This window comes from Polaribacter glomeratus (assembly GCF_002954665.1).
Lineage (GTDB): Bacteria > Bacteroidota > Bacteroidia > Flavobacteriales > Flavobacteriaceae > Polaribacter > Polaribacter glomeratus.
Map to the genome: position 1 here is coordinate 1,885,912 of NZ_MSCM01000001.1, position 20,710 is coordinate 1,906,621.

Genomic DNA, 20,710 nt, shown 5'->3' on the forward strand with positions numbered 1-20,710 from the left:
CATTTTTAAGTTCTATTTTTATACAAAATTGATTTATGCGCTATTTCATTACATTTCTTGTTTGTGTTGCTTTAATTTCTATGAGTTCTTGTCGAAAAGATTTTTCTACGATTCCTAATTTTGGTAGCTTAGAGTTTTCTAAAGACACTGTTTTTTTAGACACTGTTTTTACAAATATTGGTTCTGCAACCTATAATTTAAAGGTGTATAATAGAGGAAATAAATCAATAACGATTCCTAAAATTGCGCTAGAAAATGGTGCTTTTTCAAACTACAGGTTAAATGTTGATGGCATTTCTGGAAAAGAATTTAATGATATCGATATTTTAGCTAAAGACAGTATTTTTGTTTTTATAGAAACGACTATTGACGCTAGTACTGCTGTAAATCCTTTATATACAGATCGTATTTTGTTTGATAATGGCACAAACCAACAAGGTGTAGATTTAGTAACATTGGTGCAAGATGCCAACTTTATTTTTCCGGGTAAAGACCCAATAACCATGAAGATTGATAGTTTAACTATTAACGGACAGGCGACTTCTATTAAAGGTCGATTTTTAACGGATGCCGAACTTACATTTACCAATACTAAACCAACCGTTATTTATGGGTATGCTGCAGTTTCTGCAAATAAAACACTTACGATTGAAGCTGGTGCAAGAGTGCATTTTCATAACAATTCGGGTTTAATTATTGATAAGAAAGCAACTTTAAAAGTAAACGGAACTTTGGCTGAAAAAGTAATTTTTGAAGGTGACCGATTAGAAAGTGGTTTTAGTAAAATACCCGGACAATGGGGCACAATATGGATGCGCGCAGGTAGTAAAGACAATGAAATTAACCATGCTCAAATTAAAAACGGAATTATAGGAATTCTAATTGACAGTATCGGGGCTACTTCTGCACCAACTTTAAAGTTACAAAACTCAGAAATTTACAACCACTCAAACTTTGGTATTCTTGCCAGAGAAACAAATATTGAAGCGCATAATGTGGTTATCGGTTCGGCTGGCGAAGCATCTTTAGCTGCCACCATTGGTGGAACATACAATTTTACGCACAGCACATTTGCTAATTTTTGGAATAATGGAATTCGCCAATTACCAGCGGTTTTAATAAATAATTTCTTTACTTATGTTGATAACGGACAGGAAATTATTGAAACCAGAGATTTACATGCTGCTACTTTTACCAATTGTATTTTTGATGGAAACAATAATATTGAGTTTCTAATCGATAAAGTTGAAGGTGGCGGGATCTTTAATTACAAAATTAGCAACTGTATGATTCAGTTTAATGATAGTAGTAACTCTTTTGAAGGGAATTCTGAATTAGATTTTACAAACCCATTTTATCAAAATATAATTTTAAACGGAAATTCTAATTTTAGAAATTCTCGAAATCAAGATTTTATTATTGGCCAAGATTCTGATGCCATTAATAAAGCCAAAACTTCAATTTTTAACCTCGACATATTAGGAGTTGATAGAACTACAAATCCTGATATTGGCGCTTATCAGCATATTATTTTTGAATAATTAACAACGATAGAAATAAATTAAACCCTTCAGATTTTAAAACCTGAAGGGTTTAATTATTTTTAATCATTAGCTTCTAATTCTAGTTTCTTTTTCTTTCTGTAACTAAGAAAAGAACCAATAACAATAAACCCCCAAATTGTTCTATAAGTCCAGATATTTATTTCAAACCCAAAAATAACTTCAATTGTATTATTACCGGCAAAAGAGAAAGCAATATTTAATATTCCAATAATTACAAAGGCTAAATCCCAATTTTTATTTCTCATTTTAATAGTTGTTATGGTTTGAGTTCGAATACTTTTTTAGTTAAAAATGGAATCAAGAATCTATTTTGCTGCTAATAATGCAAAATTAATTTAATTTGATTACGTATTCAAACTGCATATTTAGTAATTACTTTTTATAAACAACGCCATCTTTCATTACAAAGACAACATTTTCCATGGTAGCAATATTCTCTGTAGGGTCTTCATCCACAGCAATAATATCTGCAAAAAAACCTTTTTGAATTTGCCCTATTTCGTTTTCCATCTTCAATAACATGGCATTTGTAATCGTTGCAGCTTGTATTGCCTCTATTGCAGGCATCCCTACTTCTACCATAAAACCAAACTCTTTACCATTATTACCGTGCTTAAAAACACCTGCATCTGTACCGAATGCAATTCCTACTCCTTTTTTATACGCTCTTGCAAACGTACCTTGAATTTGCGGGCCAACTGCCAAGGCTTTTGGCACAACGATATCTGGATAAAATCCTTTTATTTTCGCTTTTTCTTCAACCTCTTTACCAGCTGTAATTGTTGGCACTAAATACGCATCGTGTTTTTTCATGAGTTCCATTGTTTCATCACTCATATACGTACCGTGTTCTATGGTTTTTACACCGCCAATAATGGCTCTTTGCATTCCTTCATCTCCATGCGCATGCGCTGCAACATGCATTCCGTAATCTTTTGCAGTTTCACAAATAGCTTTAATTTCTTCAATAGTAAATTGAGGGTTATCGCCAGATTTAGCAACACTTAAAACACCACCAGTAGCGGTAATTTTTATACAATCTGCACCGTTTTTATATTGTTGTCTCACCGCTTTTCTGCCCTCTTCAACAGAATTTACAACACCGTCTTCTGGCCCAGGATTTCCCATTAACACTCTGCTGCTACCGTTTGTTGGATCTGCATGACCACCGGTTGTAGCAAGAGATTTACCTGCTGTAAAAACTCTTGGCCCAATAATTTTACCTGCATTAATGGCGTTTCTTAAAGAAATATTTACTCCAGAACCACCTAAGTCTCTCACGGTTGTAAATCCATTTTTTAAGGTTATTTCTGCAAAATTTACAGAATTGTAAGCAACATCGGCTTCATTTAAAATATAGCCATCTAATCTAGTATTTGCTGTAAATTCTTGTTCTATATGTACATGAAAATCAATTAAACCAGCCATTACAACCTTATCTCTTAAGTCTATAGAAATTCCAGATTTTGGCATTACATAGCCATCCATCACATCAATAATTTTATTTTTTTGAACGACGATCGTCTTTTTTGTGCTAATTTTTCCTGATTTAGTATCTATTAATTTCCCACATAAAATATAAGTGGTTTGTGCAACTAAATTTTGAATAAAAATAAATGCTATAAAAAGTAAAACTATTTTTTTCATTTGTTTGATTTTAATTCTGAAATGTATGAAAATTTGAGTAGATTGCTTCTTCAAAATTCGAAATTTAATGAAAAACGTTGTTATTACAGGAACTAGTAGAGGAATTGGTTTTGAACTAGCTAAACTGTTTGCTAAAAACGGACATCAAGTGTTGGCTATTTCTAGAAATACAAAACCCTTAGAAGCTGTAAATCATAAAAATATATCTTTACTTTCTGTTGACATTGCTAAAAATGCTGATGTAAAAAAAGTAACAGATTACATCGAAAAAAACTGGAAACAGGTAGATATTTTAATCAATAATGCAGGCAAACTTATAAACAAACCTTTTACTGAGCTAACTTCGGATGATTTTTTAGAAGTGTATAAAGTAAATGTTTTTGGAGTGGCAGAAATCACAAAAAATATGATTCCGTTTTTACAAAAAGGAAGCCACGTGGTTACAGTTAGTAGTATGGGTGGCATTCAAGGAAGCATGAAATTTCCTGGTTTAGCAGCATATTCATCTGCAAAAGGAGCTGTCATTACACTGTCAGAATTATTAGCAGAAGAGTATAAAGAGCAACAAATTGCCTTTAATGTTTTAGCGCTAGGAGCTGTACAAACAGAAATGTTAGAAGAAGCTTTTCCTGATTATAAAGCGCCGCTTTCTGCAACAGAAATGGCAAATTATATTTATGATTTTTCTTTAAACGGAAATAAATTTTACAACGGAAAGGTATTGCAAGTTTCCGCTTCGACACCTTAAGCCGTAGGCAGTAAGCAGTAAGCAGTAGGCAGTAGGCAGAAAACAGTAAGCAGTACAGTAAGCAGTAGGCAGTAAGCAGTAAGCAGTAAGCAGTAAGCAAATTTAAAAATTTGAGTTTAGAATACCAAAAACACATTCCGTTAAAAGCAATTCCGTTTGTTCAATTTTTAATTGATGAACATTCTTTTGATTTGTTTATCGTAAACCAAAGAGCAACAAAACATGGCGATTTTAGAAAACTTCCTAGTGGTCGTTTTCAAATTACGGTAAATAATAACCTTAATAAATATCAGTTTTTATTAACTTTAGTTCATGAAATTGCACATCATGTAACGCATCAAAAATTTGGACGCGTGCAACCGCATGGACAAGAATGGAAAACAGTTTTTCAGCATTTAATGCTGCCTTTTATACATCCAGAAATTTATCCGAAGGAAATATTACCTTATTTAGCCAACTATTTAAAAAACCCAAAAGCAAGCACAGATGCAGACGTAAACTTGTCTTTAGCTTTAAAAGGTTTTTCTGCGGATACAGGAAAGGACTTTATATTTGCGATTACTTTTGGAACGTTGTTTGAATTTAAGAACGCCATTTACAAAAGAGGAAACAAACGCAGAACAAGATACGAATGTTTAAATATGCACACAAAAAAAGTGTATTTATTTAATCAAAATGTAGAAGTGAAAATTTACAACTCTTAATTAATTTGAAAAAAAAGAAGCATCCAAACGGATGCTTCTTTTTTATTTCTCTCTTTGAATAAATAATGTATCTAACTCCAGTTCTTTTTGAAGCCAATTTCTTAACTCTCTTTCTTTAGGCCTAATAACACTGTCTGACAATCTGTAATTCCATTTAATAATTGCCGTAGGAATTGTATCTACTTTTATAAAATCTTTTGATGATAAAATATTTGCAAAACTAATTTTATCAACATCATTAAATCTAATTTTTGTGTCTTTTGCGATTCTACTAAAAGCAATAAATTTTTGATGTTTATTTAAAGCATCTTGTTCAATTCTAGTATTTAAAGAAGAAATTGTTGATTGCAGATCGGCAATTTGCCTATTTAAACCGGTAATTATATTTTTACTTTCTCTTAACTCTACTCTATTATCTTTATAGGCAGTTGTAATTAAGTCAAAACTTTTTGTATCACTACCTTTAATTCTAAGTTTAAAATCGCCCAAATTAGGATATAATGTTTTGTTTAAAAGTTCGTTATTTAAGTCGTTTATTGTTGCTTCAGCTATTTCATTAAAAAAATTTAGATTTAATACTTTTTTATCGTAGTCTTTATCCGAATCTATTAACTGTAAAGAATTATTATTTTTAATTTCATTTTTTATAAATTCACCTATTTGTGTGTCTATTAAGCTTTTATTAAATACATTTATAAAAGTAAAGATAGCAGGAATCATTACAGCGATACCAATAACGGAAGCGATAATTGCATATCGTTTTCTTTTTGCTGCATTTGCGTATTTATGCATTGGAAAACTTAAAAGCTTTAAAACAACAAAAGTAGCCAAAGCAATAAAAATTGTATTTATTGTAAACAGGTACATAGCTCCCCAGAAGTAAGAGAAGTTACCTTTTGCCAAACCATAACCTGCAGTACATAAGGGCGGCATTAAAGCTGTTGCAATAGCCACACCAAAAATTACCGACGCAACAGTGCCTTTTTTTGTTCTGGCAACCATTAAAGCTAGTCCCCCAAAAAAAGCAATCAATACATCTCTAATATCTGGGCTAACCCTACCCAATAATTCTGAGTTGTCTTCACTTAATGGAAAAAAGTAAAAGAATAAAAACGAGGCTAATAAACTTAAAACAATCATGGTTCCAAGGTTTATTAACGATTTTTTAAAAATCTCAATATCATTTATTGCAAAAGACATTCCAATTCCAAGAATTGGCCCCATTAAAGGCGATATAAGCATGGCACCTATTACAACTGCTGTTGAGTCTGCATTTAAACCAATAGACGCAACAAAGACTGCGAAAATAAGAATCCAAGCTGTTGCACCTTTAAAAGGGATATCTGCTTTTATTGCATTTATGGTAGCTTCATGATCTGTATCTTCTCTAAAATCTAAAAGTTCTATTAAATATTTTTTTACACTTTGAAACAATCCTTTTGCTTCATTTTTCATTTCATTCTTAGAATGCTCTGTGGTATCTATATTTTGATCATTTTTTTCCATCTCTCCGTAATTAATAATATGTAAATATATAGAAAATGTAGGTATGTAAACTTTTAAAAAAAATTTGAGGCATAAAAAAACTCTGCAAAAATTTGCAGAGTTTTAGCTTTGATTGTGACCGGGCTGGGGCTCGAACCCAGGACCATCTCCTTAAAAGGGAGATGCTCTACCAACTGAGCTACCAGGTCATCTTTTCTTTCTTAGCGGCTGCAAATATATATTTTATTTTTAAAAAAACAAACATCTTTTCTATTTTATTTCTTTTAAATATGCTTCTCTTACTTTTTTAAATAAATTGGAAGAATACACAAAGTCTACAACTGCCTCATTATCAGTTTTAAATATCTCATTACTGCTGCCTTCCCATGCTTTTAATCCATTCTTTAAAAAAATTATTTTTTCTCCAATTTCCATAACAGAATTCATGTCATGGGTATTAATTACCGTTGTAATGTTATATTCGTCTGTAATTTCTTTAATTAATTTATCTATAACAATGGCAGTTTGCGGATCTAAACCAGAGTTTGGCTCATCACAAAATAGATATTTAGGATTCATTACAATCGCTCTTGCTATTGCTACCCTTTTTTGCATTCCCCCAGATAATTCTGCAGGAAGCTTTGAGTTAGAATTTTCTAAATTAACTCTATTTAACGCAAAGTTTACTCTATCTAACATTTCTGAGTTAGCGTTATCTGTAAACATTTTTAAAGGAAACATTACATTTTCTTCTACAGTTTGAGAATCAAATAGCGCACTTCCTTGAAAAACCATTCCTATTTCTTGCCTCCATTGTCTTTTTTCTTCAATCGTAAATTTCGTACTTATTCTACCATCAAAAGAAATTGTACCTTTTTCTGGGGTATGAAGTCCTATTAATGTTTTTAAAAAAACTGTTTTTCCTGATCCACTTTGACCAATTATTAAACTCGTTTTTCCTGGATGAAATGTTGTAGAGATTCCTTTTAACACCTGCACATCACCAAAGCCTTTATGTAAATCTTTAACTTCTATCATTTAGGTTAGTAGCATTTGGGTTAAAAAATAATTAGCAATTACTATTAAAATGGTAGTCCAAACAACTGCTTTTGTACTTGCTTTACCAACCGCAATTGAGCCTCCTTTTACATAATAACCATGATAAGACGGCACTGTTGCAATAAAAAAAGCAAAAATTAAAGTTTTAACCATTGAATATACCAACAAAAATGGTTTAAAATCTGTTTGTAAACCTGTTACATAATCTACACCACTAAACAAGCCTGATAAAACCCCTGTTAGCCAACCTCCAAAAATTCCTAATATCATTGCTAAAACAATTAGAAAAGGATAAAATAAAACCGTTGCTAAAACCTTTGGTAACACTAGGTAATTTAATGAATTTATACCCATAACTTCTAATGCATCTATTTGCTCTGTTACTCTCATAGCGCCAATGCTAGACGTAATATAAGAACCTACTTTTCCTGCTAAAATAATTGAACAAAATGTAGGAGCAAATTCTAAAATAATAGATCTTTTAGCCGCAAACCCTATTAAAGAGTCCGGTATAAAAGGACTATCTAAATTTAGTGCAGTTTGTAGTGCAATTACACCACCAATAAAAAAAGAGATAAACATAATAATACCTAATGATTTTAAACCAAGTTCTTCTATTTCTTTGAACAATGCGTCGTAAAAAACCCTTGCTCTTTGCGGTTTTTTAAAAACCTGAACAAGCATCATAAAATATTTACCAGTATGCTCTATGTAATTCATAGATTAAATTTTGTGCTAAAGTATTAAATTTAGGTGAATAGAGGGCGAAATCCATCAATCAAAAATAAAATTTAAGTACTTTTGATGGTAATACTAAAGTTTATTTATTCATGAAAAAAAATATTTTCTTTTTAACTTTATTTACAATTCTATTTTCAGAATGTAAAGCGCAAGAAATTAAACAACAAACTAAATATGTAAAACCAAAACTTGTTGTAGGAATTGTTATTGATCAAATGCGATATGATTACTTAACACGCTTTTCTAATAGGTATAGTAATACCGGTTTTAAACGTTTATTAAAAAATGGTTTTTCATTAGAAAATGCACACTATAATTATATACCCACCTATACTGCTGTTGGGCATGCATCTATATATACAGGAACAACGCCTGATAATCATGGAATAATTTCTAACGATTGGTACGATAAATATTTAAAAAAATTTATTTACTGTGTAGATGACCACACCTATAAAACTATTGGAAATGAAAGTTTTGCAGGAAAAAAATCGCCGTCAAGAATGCAAACAACAACCGTAACAGATCAATTGCATTTGGCACAAAATATGAAAGGAAAAACCATCGGAATTGCCATAAAAGATCGATCTGCAATTTTGCCTGCCGGTCATACCGCTAATGGTGCATATTGGTTTGATGGAGAAAAAAATGGACAATGGATTTCTTCATCATTTTACATGAATGAATTGCCTAAATGGGTTGTAGATTTTAACAAGTCTGGCAAAGCAGATAATTATTTAAAAACACCATGGAATACACTTTATAATATAGATACCTACACAAATAGTATTGTTGATGACAATGTTTTTGAAGGAAAATTTAAAGGAGAAACAACAACAGCTTTTCCGCATGACATTCCTAATTTAAGAATGCAAAATGGCGATTTTGATATTTTAAAAGGAATTCCTGCAGGTAATTCTTTTACAGCAGATTTTATAAAAGCAGCAATTATTGGTGAGAATTTAGGAAAAACTGAGCATACAGATTTTTTAGCGGTTAGCTTTTCTTCTACAGATTATGTTGGTCATCAATACGGACCTACATCCAAAGAAATTGAAGATACATACCTGCGTTTAGACAAAGATTTAGGCAATTTATTATCCTTTTTAGACCAACAAGTTGGACAAAATAACTACACTATTTTTTTAACTGCAGATCATGCCGCAGTTGATATACCTGCCTATTTGCAATCACTAAAAATACCTGCTCATTATTTAAATTTTAACAAATTTAACGATGCCGCTTTGCAGGTTACCAAAAAATATTTTAAATCTGATGAGTTAATAGAAAACATTTCTAATTATCAAATATTTTTAAATAAAGATAAGATTGATTCTTTAGGTTTGGATAGAAATAAAGTAGCAGACAAGTTGGCCGAAGAACTTATTAATTTTGATGGCATTTATAAAATTGTAACTGCAAAAACATTGCAAACAACTAGATTTACAGACGGAATTTTAAATTCATTACAAAACGGTTATAACCAAAAATTTTCTGGTGATGTAATGCTTATTCCATATCCTGCTACTTTAACTGGTGGAAGAACTGGTACTTCGCATGGCTCGGGTTATTCTTACGACACACATATACCTGTAATTTTTTATGGAAAAGGTATTAAAAAAGGTGTTTCAAAAAAGCGATATGATATTATTGATATTGCGCCAACAATTTCTAACTTATTACAAATAGAAGCGCCAAACTCATCCACAGGAAAAATTATTGATGAGGCATTAAAATAATAAATTATGCTAAAAAATAGCAGTATTCTACTATTTACATCAATATTATTTACTTTTGTAACTTATGGACAAGTAACAGACTTTAAAGAAAAATTTGAACTTCCAGCAATCGTTAAAGAAACATCTGGGTTACTTTTTTTTGATGGAAAAATCATTACCCATAATGATAGTGGAGATGCTGCATACTTATATGAAATAGATAGTTTAACAGGAACTTTTTTAAGAAGAATTACAATCAAAAATGCAACTCATGTTGACTGGGAAGATATAACTGAAGATGAAACTTATATTTATATTAGTGATACAGGAAACAATAAAGGCACAAGAACAGACCTTAAAATTTACAGGATTTTAAAAACTGATTTTAAAAACAATAACACTGTTTCTGCAGAAATAATTTCTTTTTCTTACCAAGATCAAACAAATTTTAAAAGTTCTGATAACCATAATTTTGACGCAGAAGCTTTAGTCGTTTCCGAAAATAATTTTATTATTTTTACTAAAAACAGAGGTGATTTAAAAACTAATGTTTATAAAATTCCGACTACAATTGGCAATCATACCGCTGTAAAAATTAGTAGTGCAAATGTTGCAGGTTTAATTACTGGCGCAACTGTGCAAAACAATAATTTTTTACTTTGTGGAATTGACACTAGCGCAATTCCTTTTTTAGTTTTTATAAGTGCTAATAGAATTACTGGTGACGACATCTTTAAATCTGGATTTGATAAAACTTCTTTGTCTACAGAACTTGGTTTTGGCAATCAAGTAGAAGGAATTACAAGTTTTGATACTGGTAAATTTTATATATCTAGAGAAGCTGTAAGTAATCAATTTATAAATTTAACTCAAAAGTTATTTGAGTTTAAAGATAATAGAGCTAGAGTTTTATCAACAAAAAAAAATGAAATTGAACACTTTACGATAGCTCCAAATCCTACAGACGGTAAAATAAGCATCCAAAGTAAAAAAAATATCCAAGCAATTACTATTTATAATCTTCTGGGCGAGAAAATGATGGTCTTTAACACTACCCAAAAAGAAATTAATGTCTCCTCTCTTTCAAAAGGAATTTACTTATTAAAAATTCAGTTTGATGACAAACAACTTGTAATTAAAAAAATAATTAAATATTAAAAACAGAGTTTAATTGATGCTGTTTAATTGCTTTTCTCGATAAGAAAATCCCCACCAATAAAGAAGCAAAGGCACCAATTATAGTTCCTGGTATAAAGTTAATAAACAAAAAGAAATCGTACGCCCCGTGAAAAAGTGTTGCCACTAATAAACCAAGTAAATTTAAGGTCCTTTTATTTTTAGAAAATTTTGCTTTACCCATAAAATACCCCATTAAAATAGCAAAAGTTGCATGTGCAGGAACAGCTGTAAAAGCTCTTGTAATACCCGTTTCTACTCCATGCTGAAAAACATATAAAACGTTTTCTAATGCAGCAAAACCCATAGAAACCATTACAGCGTAAACGATGCCATCAAAAGGTTCGTTAAATTCTTTATTGGTTTGTGCGTAATATCTTACAATTATATATTTAGAAAACTCTTCAACCAAGGCAACTACAATAAATGCTTTTATAAATTGCTGAAAAACACTTTCATAGTCTGTTAATGTAAAAATAATACTGCCAACAATACTTAAAATAAAAGTGATTAAAATACTTACAAAAGCACCTAAAAGAAAGTTTTTAAATAAAAAAAGAATTGGTTCTTTTTCAAATTTATCTTTAAAATAGATATATAAAATTATTACCATAACGGGTGCTACAGCAAGAAGTAATAAACTCATTTTATAAATCTATTTTAATTTTTTGGTAAAAAAACTTCTGCCATCATACAACGAGCACTTCCACCGCCGCAAGCCTCAATTGTATCTAAAGAACTCGAAATTATTTTACAGTGCCTGTTAATTTGAGATTTTTGGCTCTGCGTTAAGCAATCATGTGCTGCCTGGCTCATCACTAAAAAAAGTTCGTCATTTGCTCCTTTTACTTGTAACATGTTACCTGCAAAATTATTTACTTGTTCTTCTGTAATTTCAATTACTTGTTTTTTATCTTCCTTTAGACTTTTTAACACGTTTTTGCGTTCAGTTTTATCATCTATTGAAGACAAACAAACCACAGCAAAAGTTTCTGCAACACACATCATTACATTTGTATGATAAATTGCTTCTCTTTTATTTTCTACCGTTTGATAAGAGGTAAAAATAACCGGAGTATATTCAAAATCCTCACAAAACTCTATAAATAAATCTTCGTCTGCTCTTGGAGACAAAGCGCAGTATGCCTTTTTATTTTCACGATCTAAAATCATGCTTCCTGTACCTTCTAAATACACTTGCTCGTCTTCTGCAGAAGTATAATCGACAATATTCTCAATTAAAAAACCATTCTTTTCTAATTCTTCTAAAATGTCTTCTCTTCTTTCTAAGCGTCTATTTACAGCAAACATTGGATACATTGCTACAGTCGCATCCGCATGAAAAGAAACCCAGTTATTAGGAAAAATAGAATCTGGCGTATCTAATTCTTTTGTGTCTGATACTACAACCACTTCTACACCAAAACTTCTTAATTTTTCTACAAACGCATCAAACTCTTGTTGTGCTTTTTGATTCACTGTGGCTGGCAATAAATCTTTTAAAACTTTTTGATAGTAATTATTTACCGCAGTTTGTTCGTTCATCCTAAAATTTACAGGACGAATCATTAAGATTGAATTTGTAGCTTGATGCATATCTATTTATTTGTTATTGGCAAAATTAAGTTTTTAAAAATGATTTTTAAGATCCTTGTCAAAAAAATTATAACATCCTATTTATTTTATATTAATGAGGTTAATTGTAGTTTAAATTTTAACTAAAAAAAAGCTACATTTTTTTTGTAGCTTTTTTTTTAGTTCTGGTAGATCTTAGTTTCTTAATTAGAAAATTCCTAAAGATACTCTTGGCGTTCTAATTTGCACTCTTGTTTCTGCAGGCCTACTATAAGGTCTTCTTTCTTGATGATAAGACGCTTGATAATAAAAAACTACATGAGAATGATAATAACGACTGTGATGACAATGATTATTACAATTTTTAGAATGTGCTGCATACGCATCTCTTTTACCATTCATGTAGGCTTCGTGCGCAATACTATCTTTTTCTTTTAAATCTTCTTCATAGTGTTTTTGTTCTTTCCAAAATTTTCTTTCTTCGGATTTTGATGTAGCTTTAAAGTTTTGCTCAAATTTTGCATCTTCATTGGCTCTTTTCTGATAATAACTTTTTAAATCCTCTTTTGAAGTTTTTTTTGCTTCTTGAGAAAAAACGAAAGTTGCTGAAATAAAGATAATTATAGTAAAAATAGATTTTATTGTTTTCATAATAATCGTTTTATATAGTTAACAAATGTTTTACTGTTACTAGTATTAAAACAATTATAATATCTTTTACCCTACCAAGAATGTAAGATAAATTTATAAATACAATTTAATCTCTAATTAAAGGCATTGTAGAACAACGCAATAATCCTTCTTGTTTTGCAATTTCTGTATAAGGTACTTCTTCAACGGTAAAACCTTTATCCCTTAACCAAGTATTTAAACGTGTAAAGTTTTGTTCAGAGATAATTACTTCTTCAGAAATTGAAAAAACATTACTGTTCATGTTATACATTTCATCTTTAGTAATTTCGAACACATTCTCCTTTCCAAAATAATTTAACAACCATTCATATTCTCTCTCAATTAAAAACCCGTTTTTATGCAAAATAGCTTTATTTTTCCCAATTGGTTGAAAACAACAATCTAAATGTAACGCATTATCTTTGGGTTCATTATTCGATTTTCTTAACTCAAAAGGTTTCACAATTTTATCAGGAAACAATTCTTGTAAAGCAATTACTGCATCCATATTTGTACGAGCTGTAATATAATCTGCATAATCAGCTCCAGAATACGTGCCTACAAAAATATACTCATTCCAAGGCATTACATCACCACCTTCAACATGGCATTCTTTTGGCAATTGGATAATATTTTCATCATCAATCTGCTCCAAAACATGTTTAATTGCTAAGTATTCTTTTTCTCTATCGGGTAAAATATTTGCTTTTATCAATTTATTTTCAATCACAAAAGCGATATCTCTTGAAAAAATTTGATTATAATTTTGAAGAATAGTGGGTCTAAAAACTTCTACATTGTATTTTTCAAAAACTTTAGCAACAGCATCCATTTCTAAAATCATATCTTCTTCTTTTGGATACGTGCCTGCCAAAACATGCTGAATACTTTTAGGATCGTAACAGTCTTCTACTTTTGGAACGGGTCCAATACTTTTGGCAGTTCCTAAAATTACAGACCTTAGTCTTGAAGTTTCATTTTGAATATTAAGTTGTAACATATTTCTAAATCTATAAAAAAGGCTTCATAAATTATGAAGCCTTTAATTTTTTAGTAAAAATAATCTATTTTTTTATCTTTTCTCTAATTCTATGAAACCTCTTTCTGTTTCACCAACATAAATTTGACGAGGTCTACCTATAGGTTCTTTATTTAATCTCATTTCTCTCCATTGCGCTATCCAACCTGGTAAACGTCCTAGAGCAAACATTACTGTAAACATATCTACAGGAATACCCATAGCTCTGTATATGATACCTGAATAAAAATCTACATTTGGATATAGTTTTCTTTCAACAAAATAAGGATCATTTAAAGCTTCTTTCTCTAATGCTTTCGCAATCTCTAAAATTGGATCTTCAACTCCTAAATCATTTAAAACTTCATCTGCAGCTTTTTTGATAATTTTTGCTCTTGGATCAAAGTTTTTATAAACTCTATGTCCAAAACCCATCAATCTAAAAGGATCCTCTTTATCTTTAGCTTTCGCCATATATTTATCTGTATCACCGCCATCTGCCTGAATTGCTTCTAACATTTCTAAAACTGCCTGATTTGCACCTCCGTGAAGTGGCCCCCAAAGTGCAGAAATCCCTGCTGATAAAGAAGAAAATAAACCTACATGAGAAGAACCTGCAATTCTAACTGTAGATGTAGAACAGTTTTGTTCGTGATCTGCATGTAGAATTAATAGTTTATCTAAAGCATTTTTTACAATAGGGTTTATTACATAATCTTCATTTGGTTGTTCAAACATCATTTTTAAGATATTTTCTACATAACCCAAAGATTTAGATCCATAATTTAAAGGTAAACCTTGTTTTTTACGCATTGTCCAAGCTACTAAAACAGGAAATTTACCCATTATTTTAACTACAGAATTATACATATCTTCTTCTGAATCTACATTTACTGAAGAAGGATTAAATGCTGTTAATGCACTTGTTAATGATGACAAGACACCCATTGGATGCGCTGTTTTTGGAAAAGCATCAATAATCTTTTTAATATCGTCATCAACAAGAGATTGCGCTTTTATATCTGAATGAAATTTATCTAACTGAACTTTGTTTGGTAAATTCCCAAAAATTAGCGCAAATGCAACTTCTAAAAAATCTGCCTTTTCTGCTAATTCTTCAATTGCAAAACCTCTGTATCTTAAAATACCTTTTTCACCATCTAAAAAAGTAATAGCGCTTTCACAAGAACCCGTATTTTTATATCCAGGATCTATCGTTATTACACCATTTGTTACTTCTCTTAATTTTTTAATATCAATGGCAACTTCATTCTCTGTTCCCTTGATTAAAGGAAATTCATATGTATTATCTCCAATTTGTAATTTTGCTATATCTGACATTTATGATAATTTTTTAACTATTTGTTCAATTTTACGAAGATATCATTTTTAAAGGGATTTTAAAAGTGAACATTGATAGATTTTTAATATTTTAAGATAAAATTAGCTTATTCATTATATAACAAAAAAGCACCTCATAGAACTATGAGGTGCTTTAAATGTTTTAATTAAGCTTCTATATCTTAAAAGCTTTCTCTTTTGGAAAATAAGCCGTTTCTGCTAATTCTTCTTCTATTCGTAATAATTGATTGTATTTTGCCATCCTATCAGAACGAGAAGCAGAACCTGTTTTAATTTGACCGCAATTTAAAGCTACTGCCAAATCTGCAATCGTATTATCTTCTGTTTCTCCTGATCTATGAGACATCACAGAAGTATAACCTGCATTTTTAGCCATATTAACCGCAGCAATAGTTTCTGTTAAAGTACCAATTTGATTTACTTTAATCAAAATAGAATTTGCTATTCCGTTTTCTATTCCTCTAGATAAACGCTCTACGTTTGTAACAAACAAATCATCACCAACTAATTGAACCTTATCACCAATTTTTTCAGTTAAGTATTTCCAACCATCCCAATCGTTCTCATCCATACCATCTTCAATAGAGATGATAGGGTATTTTTCTGATAGTTCTGCTAAATAATCAGCTTGTTCTTTACTCGATCTAATTTTTCCTGTTTCACCTTCAAACTTAGAATAATCATATTTGCCATTTACATAAAACTCAGCAGCAGCACAATCTAACGCAATTTTTATGTCTTCACCGAACACATAACCTGCATTTTTAACAGCTAAAGCAATTGTTTCAATTGCGTCTTCGGTACCGTCTAAAGTTGGTGCAAAACCTCCTTCATCACCGACAGCCGTAGATAAGTTTCTGTCATGTAAAACTTTCTTTAAATTATGAAAAATTTCAGAACCCATTTTCATAGCTTCCGTAAAAGTATTTGCTTTAACAGGTATTACCATAAATTCTTGAAATGCAATAGGTGCATCAGAATGAGAACCACCATTAATGATATTCATCATTGGCACAGGTAAAGTATTTGCAGAAACACCGCCAACGTATCTATATAAAGGCATTCCTAATTCATTAGCTGCAGCTTTGGCTACTGCTAAAGAAACACCTAGAATAGCATTTGCACCTAAATTAGATTTGTTTGGCGTACCATCTAAATCTATCATTAACTTATCGATAGCATTCTGTTCAAAAACAGAGACTCCTAAAAGTTCCTCAGCAATTATTTCATTTACATTTTTAACAGCTTTTAAAACTCCTTTACCCATGTAATCTTTTCCACCATCACGTAATTCAACAGCTTCATGTTCTCCCGTTGAAGCTCCAGAGGGTACTGCAGCTCTTCCAAGAATTCCGTTTTCTGTAGTTACATCTACTTCTACTGTAGGATTACCTCTTGAATCAAAAATTTGTCTTGCATGAACGCGAATAATTATACTCATTATATTGTTGTTTGTTTAATTAATTTATTTTTTATCTGATGCTAAATTACGAAATGTAGAAAGGATTTAATAATTTGTCTTAAATTAATTACGAAAACGTTTGCTAAACTTAAATTTAAGGTGCAAAAAAAACCCACTCAATAAATTGAGTGGGAAAATTGCTATGAAAAAGAATGTGATTTTTACATCACATTATAAAAGTAATATATATAAGTTGTTTAATTATTAATAAATTGTTAAAAAACAAGAACGTATCGATGAGTAACCCTAAAGTAACGACAAGACTTTTTTGGCTTGGTTGATATTGCTAATAAACTCGTCAAATAAATACTCAGAATCATGCGGACCAGGACTTGCTTCAGGATGATATTGTACTGAAAACACATTCTTATTTTTCATTCTAATACCAGCTACTGTATGATCATTTAAATGAACATGTGTAATTTCTATATCATCATTTGCCTCAGTTTCCGCCCTATTTATAGCAAAACCATGGTTTTGAGAAGTAATCTCACCTTTTCCTGTAATTAAATTTTTTACGGGATGATTAATTCCCCTATGACCATTATGCATTTTGTAAGTCGATATTCCGTTTGCTAAGGCAATTACTTGATGACCTAAACAGATACCAAATAAAGGTAAATCTCTATTAATAATTTCTTTAGCTAAAGTCTGTGCTTCTAACAAAGGTTCTGGGTCTCCAGGACCATTTGAAATAAAGTAACCATCCGGATTAAAAGCAGACAAATCTTCAAAACTTGCATTATAAGGAAAAACCTTTATACACGCTCCTCTCTTTATAAAATTTCTTAAAATATTCTTTTTGATTCCGATGTCTAAAGCAGCTATTCGGATAGTCGCATTTTCATCCCCAACAAAATAAGACTCTTTTGTTGATACTTTTGATGCAAGTTCTAAACCTTCCATACTTGGCACTTCGGCGAGTAATTTTTTAAGCTCTTCAATATTGTCAACTTCTGTAGAAATAATTGCATTCATTGCTCCATTGTCTCGAATATATGCTACTAAAGCTCTTGTATCTACATCAGATATTGCAACAACATTGTGTTTTGTAAACCAATCTTTTAAATTCCCGTCAGAGTCTACTCTTGAATGGGTAAAACTAAAATTTCTACAAATCAATCCAGAAATTTTAATTCCGTCAGATTCTACTTCGTCATTATTGATTCCGTAGTTTCCAATATGTGCATTTGTAGCTACTAATAATTGACCAAAATAAGAAGGGTCTGTAAAAATTTCTTGATAACCAGTCATTCCTGTGTTAAAACAAATTTCTCCAGATGATGTACCTTCTATTCCAACAGATTTTCCATAAAAAATTGTTCCGTCTGCTAATAAAACTAATGCTTTTTTACGCGTTTGATATTTCATTTATTCGTGTTATTTTTTGATAGAATAAGAAGTGAAAATGTTAAAATTAGTCTTGTATCTATTTCAGTAAATTATAGTTCCTTATAAATTTGAAAAATTTTTGCTAAATCTTCATCCTTTTTTGTAGATAAATTATTTTTTGAAATAATCTTTTTTATAATAGATGCATCATCTCCAAAAAGCTTTAAAAAATGTTTCTTTTTTAGTTCAATCTCTTTTAAACCATCCTTTGAGTTAAAAAAATATTGGGTTTTCAAAACTAATTCATCCTGTTTATATGAATTTGTAAAGGGGTCTTTCACACCCTTTTTAATTGTTTTTACACTCTTCTTTAAAACCTCTTTACCTTTTCCATAGGCAATTAACTCATAATAACCAAAACTCTTATCGGCCTCATAAAGTTTAAAAGTAGTGTTATTAACGTTAATTTGTTTGATAGTATTTACATTAAATATGAAAATAGAATCAGCTGAAATTTTTGTTACAAACCGCTGTTCCTTAGTATCATAATTTATATTTTTTATATTAAATTTTTTACCATCACCTGAAATAATTTTGGCTAAATTTACCCAGTTGTCAAATAAATAATAATTTCCTTTAATTTTTACATCCGAACTTGCTCTAACCCATAAACCTGTATTTCCACCATTTAAATCTCCAACAACATCTAATCTTGAATTAAATTCATCACTAGTTTCTTGAGAGAAAATAAAAGAAGAAAATACCAACATCAAAAATAAAAAAATAAAACTTTTCATAATATAAATTTTTAGTTAATCAAATATAATAAAAAAGGGATAAACGTAAACGCTTATCCCTTTGATATAATTTAAAAAATTTTCATTTTTTATTCTTCAGATTTTTTTTCTGATGTTGAGCCTTCAACTTGAGCATCATCCGCTTTTTTGCTTCTTCCTCTACGAGTTGTTTTCTTAGCTTTGGTTCCATTAGGATTGTAAATTTCATTATAGTCAACAAATTCTACCATTGCCATCGGAGCATTATCTCCTTGACGATTACCTAATTTGATGATACGTAAATATCCTCCTGGTCTATCTGCTACTTTAACTGAAATTTCTTTAAATAACTCTGTAACTGCAAATTTATCACGTAAATAAGCAAATACAATACGTCTGTTGTGTGTAGTATCCGACTTAGATTTTGTAATAATTGGTTCTGCGAATAAACGTAAAGCTTTCGCTTTAGCTACAGTGGTATTTATACGCTTGTGCTCTATTAAGGAACAAGTCATATTTGCTAACATCGCCTTTCTATGCGCTGTTTTTCTACCTAAATGATTGAATTTTTTTCCGTGTCTCATGACGTTTGTTTTATACTTTCATCTTGCATCTACTCATTTTGAGGAGCAAAATATGAAAGATTAATCTCTATCTAATTTGTATTTTGTTAAATCCATTCCAAAGTTTAAACCTTTAACAATAACTAATTCTTCTAGTTCTGTTAATGATTTTTTACCAAAATTACGGAACTTCATTAAATCACTTTTGTTAAAAGAAACTAAATCTCCTAATGTATCTACCTCCGCGGCTTTTAAACAATTTAAAGCTCTAACAGATAAATCCATATCGATTAATCTAGTTTTTAATAACTGACGCATGTGTAATGATTCTTCATCATACGTTTCTGTTTGTGCAATTTCGTCTGCCTCTAAAGTGATACGCTCATCAGAGAATAACATAAAGTGGTGAATTAGAATTTTTGCAGCTTCAGTCAATGCTTCTTTTGGATTGATTGATCCATCAGTATCGATATCGAAAACTAATTTTTCATAATCCGTTTTTTGTTCTACACGAAAATTTTCGATTGCATATTTTACGTTCTTAATTGGCGTGTAAATAGAATCTGTAAATATTGTTCCTATAGGTGCAGTAGCTTTCTTATTTTCTTCTGCAGGCACAAATCCTCTACCTTTTTCTATTGTAATTTCTGCATTTAACTTAACAGATTTATCCATATTACAGATTACTAAATCTGGATTCAATACTTGAAAACCTGAAATAAATTTCTGTAAATCTCCAGCAGTGAATTGCTCTTGACCAGATACTGATATAGAAACAGTTTCTCTATCCGTTTCTTCTATTTGTTTCTTAAAACGTACTTGTTTTAAGTTTAATATAATTTCTGTAACATCTTCTACGATTCCTGAAACAGTAGAAAATTCATGTTCTACACCATCAATTCTTAATGATGTAATTGCAAATCCTTCTAATGAAGATAAAAGTACTCTTCTTAGGGCGTTACCTACTGTTAAACCAAAACCAGGTTCTAGAGGTCTAAATTCAAATCTACCAGAAAAATCTGTAGATTCAATCATTATAACCTTATCCGGTTTTTGAAAATTTAAAATTGCCATTTTCTTCGTTTTAATTGACATTTAGTTGCGCGG

The 20,710-nt window shown here is 30.6% G+C and carries 20 protein-coding genes and 1 tRNA gene; 5 read left to right on the forward strand and 16 right to left on the reverse strand.

The genetic code is table 11. From position 1 onward, the window contains the following. Positions 1 to 35 precede the first annotated feature (35 nt). Positions 36 to 1,541: a hypothetical protein gene (locus BTO16_RS08020; protein ID WP_105021082.1), complete on the forward strand. Its 1,506-nt coding sequence runs from the start codon at positions 36 to 38 to the stop codon at positions 1,539 to 1,541. A 62-nt stretch (positions 1,542 to 1,603) separates the two neighbouring features. Here the strand turns inward: BTO16_RS08020 and BTO16_RS08025 are convergent, their stop codons facing one another. Further along, the gene (locus tag BTO16_RS08025) at positions 1,604 to 1,810 is read right to left on the reverse strand and encodes a hypothetical protein (protein ID WP_105021083.1); all 207 of its coding nucleotides are present in this window, start codon (positions 1,808 to 1,810) and stop codon (positions 1,604 to 1,606) included. Between the two features lie 127 nt (positions 1,811 to 1,937). Next, the gene (locus BTO16_RS08030; protein ID WP_105021084.1) at positions 1,938 to 3,212 is read right to left on the reverse strand and encodes a metal-dependent hydrolase family protein; all 1,275 of its coding nucleotides are present in this window, start codon (positions 3,210 to 3,212) and stop codon (positions 1,938 to 1,940) included. Positions 3,213 to 3,279: 67 nt separating this feature from the next. Here BTO16_RS08030 and BTO16_RS08035 point away from each other — a divergent pair, with 67 nt between their 5' ends. Both BTO16_RS08035 and BTO16_RS08040 read left to right on the forward strand, forming a co-directional pair. Then, entirely contained in the window at positions 3,280 to 3,960 is a 681-nt protein-coding gene (locus BTO16_RS08035; protein WP_105021085.1) for an SDR family NAD(P)-dependent oxidoreductase, read from the forward strand. A 110-nt stretch (positions 3,961 to 4,070) separates the two neighbouring features. Continuing rightward, a complete protein-coding gene (locus BTO16_RS08040) occupies positions 4,071 to 4,664 on the forward strand; it encodes a SprT-like domain-containing protein (protein ID WP_105021086.1) in 594 nt (197 codons plus the stop codon). Positions 4,665 to 4,706: 42 nt separating this feature from the next. Here BTO16_RS08040 and BTO16_RS08045 read toward each other — a convergent pair whose 3' ends face one another. The 4 genes from BTO16_RS08045 to BTO16_RS08060 all read right to left on the reverse strand — a co-directional run bounded on the left by BTO16_RS08045 (position 4,707) and on the right by BTO16_RS08060 (position 7,928). Further along, positions 4,707 to 6,170: a DUF389 domain-containing protein gene (locus BTO16_RS08045; RefSeq protein ID WP_105021087.1), complete on the reverse strand. Its 1,464-nt coding sequence runs from the start codon at positions 6,168 to 6,170 to the stop codon at positions 4,707 to 4,709. Between the two features lie 115 nt (positions 6,171 to 6,285). Then, positions 6,286 to 6,358: transfer RNA gene (locus tag BTO16_RS08050), tRNA-Lys, on the reverse strand. 61 nt (positions 6,359 to 6,419) lie between these two features. Then, positions 6,420 to 7,187: an ABC transporter ATP-binding protein gene (locus tag BTO16_RS08055; protein WP_105021088.1), complete on the reverse strand. Its 768-nt coding sequence runs from the start codon at positions 7,185 to 7,187 to the stop codon at positions 6,420 to 6,422. After that, positions 7,188 to 7,928: an MlaE family ABC transporter permease gene (locus BTO16_RS08060; protein WP_105021089.1), complete on the reverse strand. Its 741-nt coding sequence runs from the start codon at positions 7,926 to 7,928 to the stop codon at positions 7,188 to 7,190. It abuts the gene before it with no gap. A 110-nt stretch (positions 7,929 to 8,038) separates the two neighbouring features. Here BTO16_RS08060 and pafA point away from each other — a divergent pair, with 110 nt between their 5' ends. Together pafA and BTO16_RS08070 are read left to right on the forward strand one after the other, a co-directional pair. Further along, on the forward strand, positions 8,039 to 9,688 hold the full coding sequence (pafA, locus tag BTO16_RS08065) for an alkaline phosphatase PafA (protein WP_105021090.1): 1,650 nt from the start codon (positions 8,039 to 8,041) through the stop codon (positions 9,686 to 9,688). A 6-nt stretch (positions 9,689 to 9,694) separates the two neighbouring features. Next, complete coding sequence (locus tag BTO16_RS08070) at positions 9,695 to 10,825, forward strand: T9SS type A sorting domain-containing protein (RefSeq protein WP_105021091.1); 1,131 nt, start codon at positions 9,695 to 9,697, stop codon at positions 10,823 to 10,825. On the opposite strand, the gene BTO16_RS08075 is transcribed toward BTO16_RS08070, so the two are convergent. From BTO16_RS08075 to BTO16_RS08120, 10 genes are all read right to left on the reverse strand, one after another. Then, positions 10,815 to 11,489 (reverse strand): PrsW family intramembrane metalloprotease, encoded by a 675-nt coding sequence (locus BTO16_RS08075; protein ID WP_105021092.1) that lies wholly within the window; start codon positions 11,487 to 11,489, stop codon positions 10,815 to 10,817. The genes BTO16_RS08070 and BTO16_RS08075 overlap by 11 nt on opposite strands. Positions 11,490 to 11,503: 14 nt before the next feature. Then, positions 11,504 to 12,439, reverse strand: a complete 936-nt coding sequence (ctlX, locus tag BTO16_RS08080; RefSeq protein ID WP_105021093.1) for a citrulline utilization hydrolase CtlX — start codon at positions 12,437 to 12,439, stop codon at positions 11,504 to 11,506. 186 nt (positions 12,440 to 12,625) lie between these two features. Beyond that, positions 12,626 to 13,069, reverse strand: a complete 444-nt coding sequence (locus BTO16_RS08085; protein ID WP_105021094.1) for a hypothetical protein — start codon at positions 13,067 to 13,069, stop codon at positions 12,626 to 12,628. A gap of 106 nt (positions 13,070 to 13,175) precedes the next feature. Beyond that, positions 13,176 to 14,090: a dimethylarginine dimethylaminohydrolase family protein gene (locus BTO16_RS08090; RefSeq protein ID WP_105021095.1), complete on the reverse strand. Its 915-nt coding sequence runs from the start codon at positions 14,088 to 14,090 to the stop codon at positions 13,176 to 13,178. Between the two features lie 72 nt (positions 14,091 to 14,162). Continuing rightward, entirely contained in the window at positions 14,163 to 15,449 is a 1,287-nt protein-coding gene (locus tag BTO16_RS08095; RefSeq protein ID WP_105021096.1) for a citrate synthase, read from the reverse strand. Between the two features lie 175 nt (positions 15,450 to 15,624). Then, a complete protein-coding gene (eno, locus tag BTO16_RS08100) occupies positions 15,625 to 16,911 on the reverse strand; it encodes a phosphopyruvate hydratase (RefSeq protein WP_105021097.1) in 1,287 nt (428 codons plus the stop codon). 267 nt (positions 16,912 to 17,178) lie between these two features. Further along, on the reverse strand, positions 17,179 to 18,303 hold the full coding sequence (gene carA / locus BTO16_RS08105) for a glutamine-hydrolyzing carbamoyl-phosphate synthase small subunit (protein WP_105021098.1): 1,125 nt from the start codon (positions 18,301 to 18,303) through the stop codon (positions 17,179 to 17,181). A 71-nt stretch (positions 18,304 to 18,374) separates the two neighbouring features. After that, positions 18,375 to 19,061, reverse strand: a complete 687-nt coding sequence (locus BTO16_RS08110; RefSeq protein WP_105021099.1) for a hypothetical protein — start codon at positions 19,059 to 19,061, stop codon at positions 18,375 to 18,377. An 89-nt stretch (positions 19,062 to 19,150) separates the two neighbouring features. Continuing rightward, on the reverse strand, positions 19,151 to 19,624 hold the full coding sequence (gene rplQ, locus BTO16_RS08115; protein ID WP_105021100.1) for a 50S ribosomal protein L17: 474 nt from the start codon (positions 19,622 to 19,624) through the stop codon (positions 19,151 to 19,153). A gap of 60 nt (positions 19,625 to 19,684) precedes the next feature. Beyond that, the gene (locus BTO16_RS08120) at positions 19,685 to 20,677 is read right to left on the reverse strand and encodes a DNA-directed RNA polymerase subunit alpha (RefSeq protein ID WP_105021556.1); all 993 of its coding nucleotides are present in this window, start codon (positions 20,675 to 20,677) and stop codon (positions 19,685 to 19,687) included. Positions 20,678 to 20,710: the final 33 nt, after the last annotated feature.

Bases quoted from the DNA above. Each gene is read 5' to 3' on its own strand.
- BTO16_RS08020 (WP_105021082.1), top strand. From the start codon at position 36: ATGCGCTATTTCATTACATTTCTTGTTTGTGTTGCTTTAATTTCTATG.
- BTO16_RS08025 (WP_105021083.1), bottom strand. From the start codon at position 1,810: ATGAGAAATAAAAATTGGGATTTAGCCTTTGTAATTATTGGAATATTA.
- BTO16_RS08030 (WP_105021084.1), bottom strand. From the start codon at position 3,212: ATGAAAAAAATAGTTTTACTTTTTATAGCATTTATTTTTATTCAAAAT.
- BTO16_RS08035 (WP_105021085.1), top strand. From the start codon at position 3,280: ATGAAAAACGTTGTTATTACAGGAACTAGTAGAGGAATTGGTTTTGAA.
- BTO16_RS08045 (WP_105021087.1), bottom strand. From the start codon at position 6,170: ATGGAAAAAAATGATCAAAATATAGATACCACAGAGCATTCTAAGAAT.
- BTO16_RS08055 (WP_105021088.1), bottom strand. From the start codon at position 7,187: ATGATAGAAGTTAAAGATTTACATAAAGGCTTTGGTGATGTGCAGGTG.
- BTO16_RS08060 (WP_105021089.1), bottom strand. From the start codon at position 7,928: ATGAATTACATAGAGCATACTGGTAAATATTTTATGATGCTTGTTCAG.
- pafA (WP_105021090.1), top strand. From the start codon at position 8,039: ATGAAAAAAAATATTTTCTTTTTAACTTTATTTACAATTCTATTTTCA.
- BTO16_RS08070 (WP_105021091.1), top strand. From the start codon at position 9,695: ATGCTAAAAAATAGCAGTATTCTACTATTTACATCAATATTATTTACT.
- BTO16_RS08075 (WP_105021092.1), bottom strand. From the start codon at position 11,489: ATGAGTTTATTACTTCTTGCTGTAGCACCCGTTATGGTAATAATTTTA.
- ctlX (WP_105021093.1), bottom strand. From the start codon at position 12,439: ATGCATCAAGCTACAAATTCAATCTTAATGATTCGTCCTGTAAATTTT.
- BTO16_RS08085 (WP_105021094.1), bottom strand. From the start codon at position 13,069: ATGAAAACAATAAAATCTATTTTTACTATAATTATCTTTATTTCAGCA.
- BTO16_RS08090 (WP_105021095.1), bottom strand. From the start codon at position 14,090: ATGTTACAACTTAATATTCAAAATGAAACTTCAAGACTAAGGTCTGTA.
- BTO16_RS08095 (WP_105021096.1), bottom strand. From the start codon at position 15,449: ATGTCAGATATAGCAAAATTACAAATTGGAGATAATACATATGAATTT.
- eno (WP_105021097.1), bottom strand. From the start codon at position 16,911: ATGAGTATAATTATTCGCGTTCATGCAAGACAAATTTTTGATTCAAGA.
- carA (WP_105021098.1), bottom strand. From the start codon at position 18,303: ATGAAATATCAAACGCGTAAAAAAGCATTAGTTTTATTAGCAGACGGA.
- BTO16_RS08110 (WP_105021099.1), bottom strand. From the start codon at position 19,061: ATGAAAAGTTTTATTTTTTTATTTTTGATGTTGGTATTTTCTTCTTTT.
- rplQ (WP_105021100.1), bottom strand. From the start codon at position 19,624: ATGAGACACGGAAAAAAATTCAATCATTTAGGTAGAAAAACAGCGCAT.
- BTO16_RS08120 (WP_105021556.1), bottom strand. From the start codon at position 20,677: ATGGCAATTTTAAATTTTCAAAAACCGGATAAGGTTATAATGATTGAA.